The following is a 14,827-nucleotide window of genomic DNA, read 5'->3' on the forward strand; positions in this document are numbered from 1 at the left end:
GTCAGCCCGCCGGGTTGCGGCGCAGGTAGGTGAGCACCGCGAGCACCCGACGGTTGGTGTCGTCGCTCGGCGGTAGATCGAGCTTCAGCAGGATGTTGCCGACGTGCTTGCCGACCGCCGCCTCGCTGACGTGCAGTCGGCCGGCGATCGACACGTTCGACCGGCCCTCGGCCAGCAGCGCGAGCACCTCGCGTTCCCGGGCGGAGAGCGCGCCGAGCGGATCGCGCGGGCGGTGCAGCAGCTGCCGCACCACGTCCGGGTCGATGGCGGTGCCGCCGGCGGCGACCCGGCGCAGCGTGTCGACGAACTCGGTGACCTCGGCCACCCGGTCCTTGAGCAGGTAGCCCACCCGCTGACCGTCGCCGCTGTCCAGCAGCGCCGCCGCGTACCCGGTCTGCACGTACTGGCTGAGCACCACCACCGGCAGGTGCTGTCGTCCGGCGCGTAACGCGACGGCCGCCCGGAGCCCGTCGTCGTGGCGGCCCGGCGGCATCCGGATGTCGGTGAGCACCAGGTCCGGTTCGTGCGCGCGGGCCGCGTCCAGCAGCTCGGGCGCGGAGCCGACGGCGGCGCAGACAGTGAACTCGAAGCGGGTCAGCAGCGCGACAAGGCCCTCCCGCAGCAGCACCTCGTCCTCCGCGAGGACCACTCGGGTCATCGACGACACGGCAGTTCCACCCGAACCACTGTAGGCCCGCCGGGCGGGCTGGACAGCAGCAGCCGGCCGTCCACGGCGGCCACCCGGTCGGCGAGACCGGTCAGGCCGGTGCCCCGGGCAGGGTCGGCACCGCCACGACCGTCGTCGGTCACCTCGACGACGAGGTCCCCACCGGCCCGGCCGAGGCGAACCTCGGCGTGCGTCGCCCCGGCGTGCCGGGCCACGTTGCCCAGTGCCTCGGACACCACGAAGTAGGCGGTGGTCTCGACGATCTCCGGCAACTCGCCGTCGAGGTCGGCGTGCACTGTGACACCGATGGTGGCAGCGTCCGCCAGTTCCCTGACGGCACCGGCCAGGCCGAGGTCGGTGAGGCTCTGCGGACGGATGCCGTGCACCAACTGACGCAACATCGCCATCAGGCCCCGGGCCTGGTCGTGCGCCACCGCGAGGGGTCGGGCGGCCGGGGAGTCCTCGGGTACGTCCAACCGCGCCAGACCCAACTGAAGGCTGAGGCTTGTCAGTCGTGGTTGTGCGCCGTCGTGCAGGTCCCGTTCGATCCGGCGCCGTTCCGCCTCGTACGCGCCGACCAGCCGGGTGCGTGACCGGGCGACCTCGCGCAGCGCCGCCGTGTCGACCGGCGAGGCCAGTGCCCACCGGGCCACGACGGCCTGGGCGGCGGCGAGCAGACCAGCCGCGTAGAAGAAGACCGGCAGCAGCAGCACCGCCACGATCGCGTACGGGATGGCCTCGCCGGTGCTCTCGATCGGCCGCCAGACGACAACCGGTTCGGCGGCGTCGGCCAGCCAGGGGCTGGTGATCATCCCGAGATCGAGCAGCACCAGCAGCAGGAAGACCCAGTACGCGACAGGCACGAACCCGCCCAGCCAGAACAGGTACGCGACCTCGCGCCAGGTCGCGGCGCTGCGGTAGCGGGCGAGCAGCCCCGGCCACTGTGACGCGGGCAGCGGGCGGTTGTCGACGAGCCCGAGCCGCCACCGCTCGACGACGGCCACCGGGTAGCTCACCATCGGCGCCAACGCCAGCAGGGTGAGGCTGCCGACCGCCAGGAACAGCAGGAGCGCGACGCTCGGCGGCCGGCCCTGCTGCAGTCCGTTCGCGGCGGCCAGCAGCGGTGCGCCGATGACGAGCAGCCCGACGGCAAGCAGGCCCGCGAGCGGCACGGTGCTGATCAGGTACGCCAGCGCCCGCCACGGCCACGCGGAGATCAGCCAGTCGCGGCGACGCAGCGCCGCGACCAGCCGGGAGGGAAGTTCCGAGGTCATGCCGCTGACGCTAATCGCGCACGAGCGGGCCTCCCAGCCGTCCAGATCCACTTTCCCGGGTAGGCCCAGCACTACCCGGCGCGGTCCTCGCCGATGTCCGCGACCGTCGACAGCGGCCACACGGGCCCGGCCGGCGGGCGACGTACGGCGTACGACCCCGTTGTTAGGATGACCGGACCATGGCGAGTGAACGCAGGGCGACCACGGACCCGGCCCGCAGCCTGGCTATCCTCTGGCGCACCCGGGAACCGGCCAGCCGCAGCGCCGGCCCGGGGCTCAGCGTCGACCGGATCGTCCGGGCCGCTATCGACATCGCCGACACGGAGGGCCTCGACGCGCTGACCATGCGTCGGGTCGGTGAGGCGTTGGGTGTCGGCACCATGTCCGTCTACACCTACGTGCCGGGCAAGGCCGAACTCGTCGCCGTCATGATCGATAGCGCGTACGGCGAGATGCCACACCCCGCCGTCGAGGGGGACTGGCGGGCCCGGCTGGAGCGGGTCGCCCGCGACAATCTCGCGCTCTACCAACGGCACCCCTGGATGCTCCGGGCCGAGACGACCCGGCCCGTGCTCGGCCCCCACCTGGTGGCCAAGTACGACCGCGAGCTGAGCGCGGTCGCCGACATCGGGCTCACCGACGTCGAGATGGACGCGGTGCTCACCCTCGTCCTCGGGCACGTGAAGAGTTCCGCCCGGGCCGCCTCCGAGGTGGTCGACCTGGAGCGGGAGACCGGCATGACCGACGGCCAGTGGTGGCAGTCGCACGCGCCCTGGCTGGAGACGTTCCTGACGGCCGGGGCCTACCCGACCGCCGCGCGGGTCGGCACCGCGGCCGGCCAGCAGCACGGCGCCGCCTACGGCCCGGAGTACGCCTTCGAGTTCGGCCTGCAACGCGTCCTCGACGGGATCTCGGTGGTGGTCGCCGAACGAGCCACCGCCGGCTAACGCGCCCCGGCCCCGGCGGGACCGGGCAGCCCGCCCGCCGCGTGCCGGGCCAGCCGGGCGAGTGCCCGGGCCGACGGGCTGCCCGGCTCGGCGTGGTAGACGACGAGCGACTGGGTGGTGCCGGCGATCGTGAGCTTCTCGTAGCGCAACTCCAGCTCACCCACCCGGGGATGACGGAACACCCGGACCCCGCCACCGGCGCGGGCGACCACGTCGTGCCGTGCCCACAGCCGCCGGAACCGTTCACTGCCGGCGGACAACTCCTCGACAAGGTCGGTGAGGCGCGGGTCGTCGACGTCGGCGCCCACCTGCGCGCGTAGCCCGGCCACCGCGTTCGCCGCGACCGCCTCCGAAGCCGGGTAGAGCGCCGGCACGTCCGGATCCAGGAAGACAGCGCGCAGCAGGTTCACGCCGACCGCGTAGATCGGCGCCAGTGCGGTCGCCACCGGGTTGGCGAAGAGGACGTCCAGGTGCCGGCCGTGCACGAGGGCGGGTGTCTGCGTCCACGAGCCGACCAACTGACGGATGCCCACCGGTACGCGTTCCGGCCGTGGCGTCGGGCGGCGGGTCGACGCCTGCCCGCCCAACCGGTGCAGGTGCGTCGTGGCCGTCGCGTCCAGCCGCAACGCTCGGGCCAGCGCGTCGAGAACCTGCGTCGACGGGTGCCGGTCGCGCCCCTGCTCCAGCCGCAGGTAGTAGTCGGCGCTGATGCCGGCCAACAGCGCCAACTCCTCGCGCCGCAGGCCCGGCACCCGCCGACGACCGTGCGCGGGCAGCCCGACGTCGCCCGGCCGGATCAGCTCGCGCCGGGCACGCAGGTACTCACCGAGCGGACCGGCCGTGCGCACCAACCCATCGTAGGAGTGGCCACCGGCCGCCCATCCTGGTCCTGCCACTACCAGGAAAAGCAGGAACCCGGCTAACCCCGGCCGCCCGGGTGAGAGTTTGGGGCGTAAGCGACAGCGACAGATGGGACAGAGATGAGCGAGCGAGTCACCACCCCGTTCGGTTTCGCCTCGACGGCCGACGAGGTCCTCGCCGGCGTCGACCTGAGCGGCAGGCGGGCCCTGATCACCGGCGGCGCCGCCGGCATCGGCGTCGAAACCGCCCGCTCGTTGGCCGCCGCCGGCGCCGAGGTCGTGCTCGCGGTACGTCGGGTCAGCGCCGGTGAGCAGGCCGCCGCCGACATCGCGGCCGGCCTCGGCGCGAACCGGGTAAGCGTACGCGAGCTGGACCTGGCCAACCAGGATTCGGTACGCCGGTTCGTCGCCGGTTGGGACCAGCCGCTGCACATCCTGGTCAACAACGCCGGCATCATGGCGCTGCCCGAGTTGGAGCGCACCGTCGAGGGTTGGGAGATGCAGTTCGCCACGAACTTCATGGGGCACTACGCGTTGACCGTCGGCCTGCACGACGCGCTCGCCGCCGCCGGTGGTGCCCGGGTGGTGTCGGTCAGTTCCAGTGGCAACCTCTTCTCCCCGGTGATCTTCGACGACCTGCACTTCGCGTTCCGGCCGTACGACCCGCTGCTGGCCTACGGCCAGTCCAAGAGCGCCGAGGCCCTGCTCGCCGTCGAGGTGACCCGCCGCTGGTCCGGCGAGGGCATCTACGCCAACGCGCTCAACCCGGGGGCGATCGCCACCGGGCTGCAGAAGCACACCGGCGGGCTGCGTACGCCCAAGGAGCGGCAGAAGACCCCGCAGCAGGGCGCCGCGACCTCGGTACTGCTCGCCGCGTCCCCGCTGTTGGCCGGCGTCGGCGGTCGCTACTTCGAGGACTGCGCCGAGGCTCCGGTCGTCACCGAGCGGCCCGCCGACTACAGCGGGGTGGCGGCGTACGCGATCGATCCGGGCAACGCGCAGCGGCTCTGGGACGTGGCGGCGGACCTGGTCGGGGCCGGCGCCCCGACGTCGGAGCGCACCCGCTGACGGCGTGCGCCGACCGATGGCGTGCGCGCCGCGGCCGGGCCTGGCGGAACCGACCCGAACCCGGCCACCCGGGTGATACGACTGGGACGGCAGGTGACGTCGGGGAAGGGGGGCGATGGCGAACGGGCTCCCCGGGCGGCTGCTCCAGCAGCGGGAGAACCCGCGCCGGACGTCGTTCCTGGAGCTCTTCTTCGACCTGGCCTTCATCTTCGCGCTGACCCGGCTGTCCCGGACGTTGCTGGGCGACCACAGCGTCAACGGTGCCTTCCAGGTGCTGGTCATGCTGGCGGCACTGTGGTGGGTGTGGTTCGTGACCGCCTGGTCGGCGGACTGGTTCGACCCGCGTGCCCCGTTGATCGTCGTACTCCTGCTCTGGGTGATGGTCGGCGGCCTGCTGATGGCCTCCGCCGTGCCCACCGCATTCGACTCGCACGCCGGGTTGCTGCTGATCGTCGTGATCGACGCGATGCCCGCACTGTGGCGTCAGTCCCGCCCGGCAGGCGGGAGCGATGCGCCCGATCCGCTACGGCACGGGTGAGCGCCCGATGCCGGAGCGGGCACCCAGGAACGGCGACCATCCGCGACGCGACGACGTTGTGGAGTTGCGGGTGCACGGCGTGTCGGGGGCCCGACCCTCGGCGGTGCTGCACGAGGCCGGGGCCCGGCAGGTCGCGGGCGACGACAGCGGAGGCTTCCACCGCCGCGCCGGGACCGACGGCACCGACGCGGAAGGGCTGACCCTGGAGGCGTACCGCTGGGGTGACCTGCCCTCGGGCACCGTGGCCCGGACCCTCTCCATGGTCTTCCTGCTGCCGTTCATGCTCAGCAACCTGGCGGTGTGGATGCGGCCGGCCGGTCGCGCCTCGGCCGGGGTCACCATCCTGTGCCGGCTGCTCGCGCTCAACCTCACAGTGGTCTACGTGGTGTCCATCGCCGGGGTCAGCCTCGACCTGCTCGCCTGGCGGTGTCTCGGCGCGGCCCACTGCCGGGCGCCCTTCGACACACTGGCCGGCTTCGACGACCGGCACGTCGGGCTGCGGCTGGCCGTGCTGGCGCTGCTGCCGATCGCCGCTGTCGCGCTCCTGCGGCTGCTCGGGTCCCGCCGGTCCCGCCCGCCGGGCAACCCGCTGTGGGCGGTCGAACCGCTCGTGGAGCGGTTACGGGCGATCCACGTCGCCGCCGCGCTCGCGGTACTCGATCTCGTGTTGCTCACGGCCCGCCGCGCCGGTGGCGCGACGCCCGTGACGACGCTGCTGCTGACGCTCAGCGCGGCGGTCCTGCTGGCGGGCGTCGCCCTGCTCGCCGTGCCGGGGCTGATCGACGGCGCGGCGACCGCGCGGATGGCCACCTGGACCGCCCGCGCGGTGGGCCTGGTGGCGGCCGGTCTGACGGTGGTCACCCTGGTCGTCGTGGCGAGCGACGTGCAGGGCTGGCCGTCGTCGACAGCGCTCCCCGGCTACGCCGCGATCACCGGCGCGGCGCTGCTCGGCCAGATGGTGCTGTTGGTGCTGCTCTGCGGGCTGGTGCTGTGGCACCGTGGTCGGGCGGACGGTCGGTCCGCGCTGCGGCAAGGCCTGGGCGCGACTGTCATAGCGGCCATCGCTGTCGGTCTGTCCGGTGCTCTCGCGAGCGGCCTCGTCTATCAGACCGGGGTGCTGCTCGGCGGCTATCGCGGTGACGGGGAGCCACCGCTGCCGTACCGCTGGACGATCTTGGCGGTGTTCCTGCACGTGGTCGCGGCGGCGCTGGCGTGCGGCGCGTTGACCGCCGGGTCACGGCGGCGCCGAGGCCGTGCTGCGGCGGACATCACCGCCCGCGACTTTCCCGCGCCGCCACCGGCGGCGGCCGGGCGGCTGCGGGAGGTCACGAAGGCGGTGGCCCGGGCCCGGTTCACGGAGTGGCTGGGCCGGCTGGCCACCGTGTACGCCACGCTCGCGGTGATCGGACTGACCACGAGTCTGCTCGGGCAGTTCGGGCGCGAACCGGACGAGGTGGCCTGGCAGGTGTTCGGGCTGCCGGCCGGGTTCGTGGGGATGGCACTCACCGGAGGCACCTCCGTCGTCGCCGTCCTGGTCGTCGTCCTGCTGTCGGGTGGTGTGTTCGCCTACCGGACGGCGTGGTTCCGTCGGCACGTCGGGATCCTGTGGGACCTGGGCACCTTCTGGCCCCGGGCCGCCCACCCGTTCGCACCCCCGAGCTACGCCGACCGCGCCGTGCCGGAGCTGGCCGACCGGATCACCCAACTGGCCGAGCGGCACACGGGGGTGGTGCTGTGCGGGCACAGCCACGGCTCGGCGTTGCTGGCCCTCGCGGTGCTGCGGCTGCCGCCGCGAACCCGTCGACGGGTCGCGCTGATCACCTACGGCTCTCCGCTGGACCGCCTCTACGCCCGGCTCTTTCCGGCGTACCTGAACGACGACGTGCTCCGCGAGGTGGGGGAGCGGGTCGGTTGGCGGTGGCTCAACCTCTGGCGCGACACGGACCCGGTCGGCGGTTGGATCTTCGCCGCCCACCGGCCCGGCGATCCGCCGCCGAACGCCGCCGACCCGGCCGGGCGGGTCGACCGCAGGCTGCGCGACCCACTGGACCTGCTGCCGTCACCGGGGGAGCGTCGGCCGCCACCGCTGCGCGGTCACCATCCGGACGAGTCCGAGCCCGAGTTCCGGGCAGCCCTGCGGGAACTCGCCGCCCGGCTGCGCCTCCCGGGAGACGGATGAGCCGCCGGCGACCTCCGTCACTGGCCCTCGGACAGTCGATCGGACTCCGCGACCACCAGGCGGATCTTGCGCAGGGTGGCGTCGGGGGCGTGCACGGCGGTACGCCACCGGTCGAGGGTGCGGGTCAGCACCCGGACGACGAACTGCAACTGGTTGACCTGCTCGCGTAGCAGCGACAACTCCGAGCGGGCGCTCACCGCCTGACTCTCCAACTCGGTGATCCGCATCTGCAGGGGTTGCACGAGCGTCAGGGCGGCCTCGGTGAGCGTGTCGGCGGCGTCGGCCTTGAACTTGCCCCGCTGCGTCACGACGGTGGCGATGGCGGCCAGGCCGGTCGTCCCGCCGAGCACACCGAGCAGGCTGAGCAGCACCTGCACCCAGTGCGGCGCCTCGGGTGAGGCTGCCAGATTCACGTGACACCTCCCGCCACCGGACGGTGTGTCGTGCACTGGTGGCCGTACGCCAGGCAGCGCAGATCGGAGATGATCATGGCGGCCCGCCAGAACGACCCCAGCGGCACCGCGCTGATCAACGACGCCGCGACGACGCCCTGCTTGCCGGCCACCGCCACCAGCGCCATCGCGTACATGCCGGTGATGGTGCCGAGCACCAGCACGGCCGCGAACTCGATGCCGAGACCGGTGGAGAGTCGACCGGGCCACAGGATGCCCAGCAGCCCGCCCACGCCGACGGCGATCAGGGAGACCTCCCAGCCGAGTTGGATGGGTTCCGGCATGGCCAGTTGGACCGACGGTGGTCGGACATCGAGCGTGAGCAGCAGGATTCCACAGATGGGCGTCGTGATCAGCGCGGCCACCTCGAACGGTTGGTGCTTGGCGCGGTTCCGCAGATGCCCCACAGCGACTCCTTGGTCGTTGATCGTGCTCACCGGTCCGCCACCGGGGCCGGTGCCGTGGGGTGGATCGCGATCGGGGCGGTCCGGGTGGCGAAGGCCAGGGCGACGGCAGGGGAAACGATCGATGGGCGACTCGCCGCCGTTGGCTGCCGTATGTGCCTGTTTATCACCGCCCGCCGGTTCGCGTCCACCTGGGCGAAGTCGCCTTTCCGCAGGTCAGGGGCTTAATCGGCGACGTGCCGCCGCCGGGGTGCGCAGCAGCTGCGGCTACGCGTCCCCGGCGGCGAAAGTGTCGGAATTCTTACCCGGGCCGGCCGGCGGTCAGCGGAGGTCGGTCACCGTCGCAGCAGGGCGCGCAGCGCACCGACCACCACCGCGGGCGCCTCCTCCGCCATGAAGTGCCCGCAGGTGACCGTCTGGTGTTCGAGGTCGGGTGCCCAGGCCCGCCACACCCCGGCCGCGTCGTAGCCGAGCGCCGCGCCCCAGTCCTGCTGGAGCACTGTCACCGGCATCCGCAGCCGGTTGCCCGCCGCCCGGTCGGCGCTGTCGTGGTCGACGTCGATGCCGGCGGACGCCCGGTAGTCGGCGACGATCGAGGCGACCGCGTTGCGGGACGCGCCCAGGTAGCCGGCGCGTACGTCGGCCGGCAACGCCGCCGGGTCGCGGGTCCAGACGTCCAGGAAGTGGCCGAAGAACGCGTCCGGGCTGGCGCCGATCAGCTCCTCGGGCAGGCCGGGCGGCTGCGCCATCAGATACAGGTGGAAGGCGACCGCGGCGTTGACACCGTGCAGCACGTCCCACATGTCGAGGGTGGGCAGCACGTCGAGCAGGGCGAGCCGGCTGATCGCCGCCGGGTGGTCGAGGCCGGCGCGGAACGCGACGAGGGCACCCCGGTCGTGCCCGGCCAGGGCGAAGCGCTCATGGCCGAGCGTACCGGCCAGGGCCACCACGTCGGCGGCCATTGTCCGCTTGGCGTAGCCGGTGCCGTCGGCGTCCACAGGTTTGTCACTGTCGCCGTAGCCGCGCAGGTCGGGGCAGATGACAGTGTGGTCGGCGGCCAGGTCGGCCGCGACGTGCCGCCACATGAGGTGGGTCTGCGGGAAGCCGTGCAACAGCACGACAGGTGGTCCGGAGCCACCCACGGCGGCGGCGAGCGTCACACCGTCGGCGACGGTGACGCGCTGGTAGTCGAATCCGTTGATCCTCGGCTCCACGGGGAACCTTCCTGGTGAGCAGGGCCGGCACGGGCGGTGACCCGTCGCCGTCGTACGGTGTCGAGCCTGCTCCGCGGTGATCAGCGGACGGTCAGCGCCGAATCAGTGCGGACCAGCACCGCCGCCTAGATTGGTGCCATGACCAGGCAACCGACGCCTCCGGCGGAGGTGACGTTCGGCGTACTCGGGCCGGTGACCGCCGCCACCGGGGGCGCGCCCGTCCCGCTGCGGGGGCACCGGCAACGCCTGGTGCTGGCCCGGTTGTTGATCGCCCACGGCCGGGTGGTGCCGGTGGACCGCCTCGTCGACGACCTGTGGGAGACCCCGTCCGAGGGCGCGGTGGGCGCGATCCGGACCTTCGTCGCCGACCTGCGCCGGGCGCTGGAGCCCGACCGGCCGCCCCGGCAACCACCACGGATCCTGGTTACCGAACCCTCCGGGTACGCGCTGCGGACCGCCCCGGACGCGGTGGACGCCGCACGCTTCGAGGCGGCCGTCGGCGAGGCCGCCCGCCTGCTCGCGGCGGGACGCCCCGCGCCGGCCCTGGCCGCGCTCGACGCGGCACTGGCGCTCTGGCGCGGTCCCGCGTACGCCGACTGCGCGGACCAGACCTGGGCGGTCGCGGAGATCAACCGCCTCGACGAGCTGCGGATGCTCGCCGTCGAGCGGCGGGCCGAGGCGCTGTTGGCGCTGGGTCGGCCGGACGAGGCGGCGGCCGACCTGCCCGCCCAGCTAGCCCGCCATCCGCTGCGCGAGGCCGCCTGGCGGCTGCTCGCGACGGCTCGGTACCGCGCCGGCCGGCAGGGCGACGCGCTGGCCGCGCTGCGCGACGCCCGGGAGGTCCTGGTGGCCGAGTTGGGGGTGGATCCGGGGCCCGAGCTGCGGCAGTTGGAAGCCGACATCCTGGCCCAGGCGGCACACCTCAGCCACACCCCCGCCGTGGTCGGACCCGAGCGCGGTGGCGGGTCGGGGGCGGTGCCGCAGCGGCCGTTCGTCGGCCGCGATGCCGAGCTGGGCCGGCTCCAGCGCGCCGCCGACGCGGCTGTCCTGCGCCGCCGACCCACCCTGGCGCTGCTCAGCGGCGAGCCGGGTGCCGGGAAGAGCGCCCTGGCCGAGGCGTTGGCCCGACGGCTCGACGCCGCGGGCTGGACCACGGCGTGGGGACGCAGCCCGGAGTACGAGGGGGCACCGCCGGCCTGGCCGTGGACGCAGGTGACCGAGGCACTGACCGGGCCGGACGAGGGCGCCGGACCGGACCGGGTCGGCGTGCCCGGTGGCCCGGTCGACCCGGCCGGGACGCGGTTCCGTCGGCAACGTGCCGTGGCGTCACTGGTCTCGGCGGTCGCCGCCCGCAGGCCGCTGCTGCTGGTCCTCGACGACCTGCACCGCGCCGACGGCGACACCCTGGACCTGTTGACCGCACTGCTCGTCGGCCCCCAGCCGGCCACCGGGCCGGTGCTGGTCGTCGGCACCTACCGGGCCACCGAGATCAGCCCGGAGTTGACCGCCGCCCTGGCCCGCGTCGCCGGGCTGGAACCGGTGCGCGAATATCTCGCTGGTCTGTCCGGGTCGGCGACCGGTGAGTTGGCCCGCGCCGTCGTCGGGGCGGACCTGGACCCGGCCACCGCCCAGTTGATCCAGCACCGCAGCGGTGGCAACCCGTTCTTCGTCCGCGAGCTGGCCCAGTTGTACGCGGACGAGGGCGAGGCGGCCCTGGCCACGGTGCCAGCCGGGGTGCGCGACGTGATCCGGCACCGGTTGGCCCAGTTGCCCGCGTCGGCCCGTACCGTGCTGCGGCAGGCCGCCGTGCTCGGCCGGGACCTCGACCCGGAGGTGCTCAGCGCGCTCGCCGGTGACCCGACGGCGGCGCTGGACGCCGTGGACCTGTCCCTGCACGCCGGGTTCCTCAGCGAGCGGGAGACCGACGGGCGGCTGCGTTTCACCCACATCCTGGTCCGCGACACGCTCTACGCCGACCTGTCGGCGCCGCGCCGCGCCGCCTGGCACGCGGCCGTAGCCGAGGTGCTGCGGCAGCGGGAACCCGTCGAGCCGGCCGCCCTGGCGTACCACCTGCTCCGCGCCGGTGGGCCGGTCGCTGCCGGTCGCGCGGCGGCGTACGCCCGCACCGCCGCCGACCGTGCCGAACGCGACGGTAACCCGCACGAGGCAGCCCGCCTGTGGGGGCAGACGATCGAGGCGTACGACCGCGCCGGTGGTGTCGCGCACCGCGAGCGGTTGACAGCGCTGCTGGGCCTGGGGCGTGCGCTGGCCGTGACCGGCCGGCTGGCCGAGGCGCGGCGGCGGCGGGCCGAGACGATCGCCGCCGCCGAGTCCGTCGGCGACCCCCTGCTGATCGAGGAGGTGCTGGCGGGCTTCGACGTGCCTGCCATCTGGACGCGGAACGACGATGACCTGCTCTCCGGGCACATCGTCAGCGCCGCCGAACACGCACTCACCGCTCTCGGCTCGACCGCCTCGGCGCGGCGCAGCCGGCTGCTGAGCACCCTCGCGTTGGAGCTGCGCGGCTGCACCACCGCCCGTGGCCGCCGTGCGGCGCACGAGGCCGAGACGATCGCCCGGACCGTCGGCGACCCGGGGTTGTTGGCCTTCGCGCTCAACGCCCGCTTCATGCACGCCTTCGACCGGGTCGGCCAGGCCGGTGAGCGGGCCCAGCTCGGTGCCGAACTCGTCGATCTGGCCGCCCGGCACCACCTTGTGACGTTCGAGGTGCTGGGCCACCTCATCCTGGTCCAGACCGGCTGCGCGCTTGCCGACCGGGCCGGCGCCGACGCGCACGCCCGCGCCGCCGACCGCCTCGCCGAACGGTACGAACTGCCGCTGGTCGGTGCGTTCACCGGGTGGTACGCCGCGCTGCGGCTGGCGCTGGACGGGCAGTCGGCCGGGGCGGCGGACGCGTACCGGCATGCCGCCGACCAACTGCCCGCCGACAGCATGCCGGGCCTGACCCGCGGGCTGCTCCCGCTCGCCCTGCTCGGCCTGCGACTGGCCGCCGCGGTGAGCGACACCCCGCCGGCGGGTGACGCCCGGCTGGTCCCCGGGCGGCGGGCGATTCCCGGGCCGGACGACCAGGACTGGGCGCGGCTGGACTGGGGTCCGCACGAGCCCTGGGTCCAGCCCCTGCTGCTCGCCGCCGCCGCCGACCACGATGCCGCCCGAGCGGCGCTGCGGGCCCTGCCCGACGGGCCGCACGACCTGCTGCGGGAGGTGCGGCTGTGCCTCACCGCCCGGGCGGCGCTGGCCATCGGCGACCGGCCCACCATGCAACGCGTCGCCGCCGCGCTCCGGCCGGCCGCCGGCGAACTGGCCGCCGGCAGTGGCGTGGTCACCGTCGGCCCGGTGGCCGGGCACCTCGCCGAGCTGGCCGCCGCGCTGGGCCGCGACGAGGAAGCCGCAGCCCACCGAGGTACCGCCCGAATGCTCGCCGCCCGCGCAGCCCGGCGTTGATCCCGTACCACGCACGCTTTCTCCCGGTGCCGATCGTCGTGCCACCCGACCCGGCCCCCGCGCTCGGGCATCCGAGGACTTGCCGGAACCGGCCGACCCGGCAACCGGGTTGCGGTCAGATGTAACCACCGGGCGCGTGCACAGTCGCGCCACCGATCAAGGGGGTACGCGTGGAGGTGCTCGTCCTGATCGTGGTGCTGGGCGGCACCGTCCTGATCGGCACCACCCTCGGTGGTCGGTACCGGGTCGCCCCGCCGGTGCTGCTCATCGCGTTCGGGGTGCTGCTCGGGCTCACGCCGCCGCTGTCCGCGGTGACCCTGGAACCGGACCTGGTGCTGCTGATCTTCCTGCCGGCGATCCTGTACCGGGAGAGCCTCACCATCAGCCTGCGCGAGATCCGGGCCAACCTGCCGGTGATCGGGATGCTCGCCGTGGTGCTCGTGGTGCTCACCATGGTGACTGTGTCGTTCACCGCGCAGGCGTTCGGGGTGAACCCCGCCGCCGCCTGGGTGCTCGGCGCGGTCCTCGCGCCGACCGACGCCGCCGCGGTCACCGGGCTCGCCAAACGGCTGCCCCGCAAGCTGCTGACCACGCTGCACGCGGAAAGCTTGATCAACGACGGGACGGCCCTGGTGGTCTTCGCGGTGGCCGTGGGTCTGCTCACCGGCGGCGCGGAGCCGGGCGTGCTGGGCGTCAGCGAGGAGTTCGTCGGTGCCAGCGTCGGGGGCGTACTCGCCGGTCTGCTGGTGGGGGCCGCGGTGGTGCTGATCCGCAAGCGGCTCGACGATCCGCTGCGCGAGGGCGCGCTCAGTGTGCTGACACCGTTCGGGGCGTTCCTGCTCGCCGACTCGGTGCACGCCAGCGGCGTACTGGCGGTGGTGGTCGCCGGGCTGGTGCTGGCCTACGCCGGCCCCCGGGTGATCCGCGCCCGGTCCCGGGTGCTGGCGTACGCGTTCTGGGACCTGACCACGTTCCTGATCAACGGCGGGCTGTTCGTCCTGCTCGGCACGCAGATCCCCAGGGCGGTGCGGGGCATCACCAGCACCTCGCCGCAACGGGCGCTGGTGATCGTGCTGGTGGTCACCCTGGTGGTCGTGTTCACCCGGCTGCTCTTCATCTTCCTCACCGCGCAGTCGGCGCGGCTGCGACGTCGCCGGATGGTCGACGACGGTCGGGGTCCGTCCGGCTGGCGGGTGGGGGCGGTGGGCGGCTGGGCCGGTTTCCGGGGCGCGGTGTCGCTGGCTGCCGCGCTGGCCGTCCCGACGATGACGGTCACCGGTCGACCAGTTGTCGAACGCGATCTGATCATCTTCGTCACCGCGTTGGTGATCGTGCTGATCATGCTCGTCCAGGGCACCACCCTGCCGCTCGTGGTGCGCTGGGCGGGGCTGGTCGGCGACCCCGGACGCGTCGACGAGACCAGGCACGCCCAGCGACGCGCCACCGAGGTGGGGCTCTCGGTCCTACCGCAGGTCGCCGCCGAGGTCGGTGCCCAGGAGGAGTCGGTGCGCCGGTTGCAGGCCGAGTACCAGCGGCACCTGGCGGACGTCGACGAGACCGGGAGGAGCACCGCCGAGGAACGTCGTGTGGAACGTCGACTGCGCCTCGGGGTCCTCGCCCACAAGCGGCGGGAGGTCACCCGGTTGCGGGACAACCGGGAGATCGACGACCTGGTGCTGCAGGAGCTTCAGGCCGCGCTGGACAACGAGGAGATCCGGTTGCTGGGGCGCGAGCCCAACGACTGATCGCCTCGGGTGTG

General features: G+C 73.8%; 12 protein-coding genes. 6 read left to right on the forward strand and 6 right to left on the reverse strand.

Features of this window, described 5'->3' with window-relative positions:
• Position 1: 1 nt before the first annotated feature.
• Positions 2–667, reverse strand: a complete 666-nt coding sequence (locus AB0B86_RS21245; protein WP_357404317.1) for a response regulator transcription factor — start codon at positions 665–667, stop codon at positions 2–4.
• A complete protein-coding gene (locus AB0B86_RS21250; RefSeq protein ID WP_357404315.1) occupies positions 655–1,941 on the reverse strand; it encodes a histidine kinase in 1,287 nt (428 codons plus the stop codon). The genes AB0B86_RS21245 and AB0B86_RS21250 overlap by 13 nt, the downstream gene beginning before the upstream one ends.
• A gap of 179 nt (positions 1,942–2,120) precedes the next feature.
• Here AB0B86_RS21250 and AB0B86_RS21255 point away from each other — a divergent pair, with 179 nt between their 5' ends.
• A complete protein-coding gene (locus tag AB0B86_RS21255; protein WP_357404313.1) occupies positions 2,121–2,888 on the forward strand; it encodes a TetR/AcrR family transcriptional regulator in 768 nt (255 codons plus the stop codon).
• Here the strand turns inward: AB0B86_RS21255 and AB0B86_RS21260 are convergent.
• Complete coding sequence (locus AB0B86_RS21260) at positions 2,885–3,736, reverse strand: helix-turn-helix transcriptional regulator (protein WP_357419515.1); 852 nt, start codon at positions 3,734–3,736, stop codon at positions 2,885–2,887. The genes AB0B86_RS21255 and AB0B86_RS21260 overlap by 4 nt on opposite strands.
• Before the next feature lie 132 nt (positions 3,737–3,868).
• Between AB0B86_RS21260 and AB0B86_RS21265 the strand changes: the two genes are divergently transcribed.
• The 3 genes from AB0B86_RS21265 to AB0B86_RS21275 all read left to right on the forward strand — a co-directional run bounded on the left by AB0B86_RS21265 (position 3,869) and on the right by AB0B86_RS21275 (position 7,533).
• Positions 3,869–4,816, forward strand: coding sequence for an SDR family NAD(P)-dependent oxidoreductase (locus AB0B86_RS21265; protein ID WP_357404309.1), 948 nt, complete (start codon positions 3,869–3,871; stop codon positions 4,814–4,816).
• 115 nt (positions 4,817–4,931) lie between these two features.
• A complete protein-coding gene (locus tag AB0B86_RS21270) occupies positions 4,932–5,354 on the forward strand; it encodes a low temperature requirement protein A (protein ID WP_357404307.1) in 423 nt (140 codons plus the stop codon).
• Entirely contained in the window at positions 5,326–7,533 is a 2,208-nt protein-coding gene (locus AB0B86_RS21275; RefSeq protein ID WP_357404305.1) for a hypothetical protein, read from the forward strand. The genes AB0B86_RS21270 and AB0B86_RS21275 overlap by 29 nt, the downstream gene beginning before the upstream one ends.
• Positions 7,534–7,550: 17 nt before the next feature.
• Here the strand turns inward: AB0B86_RS21275 and AB0B86_RS21280 are convergent, their stop codons facing one another.
• The 3 genes from AB0B86_RS21280 to AB0B86_RS21290 all read right to left on the reverse strand — a co-directional run bounded on the left by AB0B86_RS21280 (position 7,551) and on the right by AB0B86_RS21290 (position 9,603).
• A complete protein-coding gene (locus tag AB0B86_RS21280; protein WP_357404304.1) occupies positions 7,551–7,946 on the reverse strand; it encodes a hypothetical protein in 396 nt (131 codons plus the stop codon).
• Positions 7,943–8,392 (reverse strand): hypothetical protein, encoded by a 450-nt coding sequence (locus AB0B86_RS21285; RefSeq protein WP_357404302.1) that lies wholly within the window; start codon positions 8,390–8,392, stop codon positions 7,943–7,945. The genes AB0B86_RS21280 and AB0B86_RS21285 overlap by 4 nt, the downstream gene beginning before the upstream one ends.
• Positions 8,393–8,724: 332 nt before the next feature.
• The gene (locus AB0B86_RS21290; RefSeq protein WP_357404300.1) at positions 8,725–9,603 is read right to left on the reverse strand and encodes an alpha/beta hydrolase; all 879 of its coding nucleotides are present in this window, start codon (positions 9,601–9,603) and stop codon (positions 8,725–8,727) included.
• A gap of 138 nt (positions 9,604–9,741) precedes the next feature.
• Between AB0B86_RS21290 and AB0B86_RS21295 the strand changes: the two genes are divergently transcribed.
• Both AB0B86_RS21295 and AB0B86_RS21300 read left to right on the forward strand, forming a co-directional pair.
• A complete protein-coding gene (locus AB0B86_RS21295; RefSeq protein WP_357419525.1) occupies positions 9,742–13,068 on the forward strand; it encodes a BTAD domain-containing putative transcriptional regulator in 3,327 nt (1,108 codons plus the stop codon).
• A 170-nt stretch (positions 13,069–13,238) separates the two neighbouring features.
• Complete coding sequence (locus AB0B86_RS21300; RefSeq protein ID WP_357404296.1) at positions 13,239–14,813, forward strand: Na+/H+ antiporter; 1,575 nt, start codon at positions 13,239–13,241, stop codon at positions 14,811–14,813.
• Positions 14,814–14,827 lie beyond the last annotated feature (14 nt).

Origin of the sequence: Micromonospora sp. NPDC049047, from assembly GCF_040649135.1 — a bacterium.
Taxonomy (GTDB): domain Bacteria; phylum Actinomycetota; class Actinomycetes; order Mycobacteriales; family Micromonosporaceae; genus Micromonospora.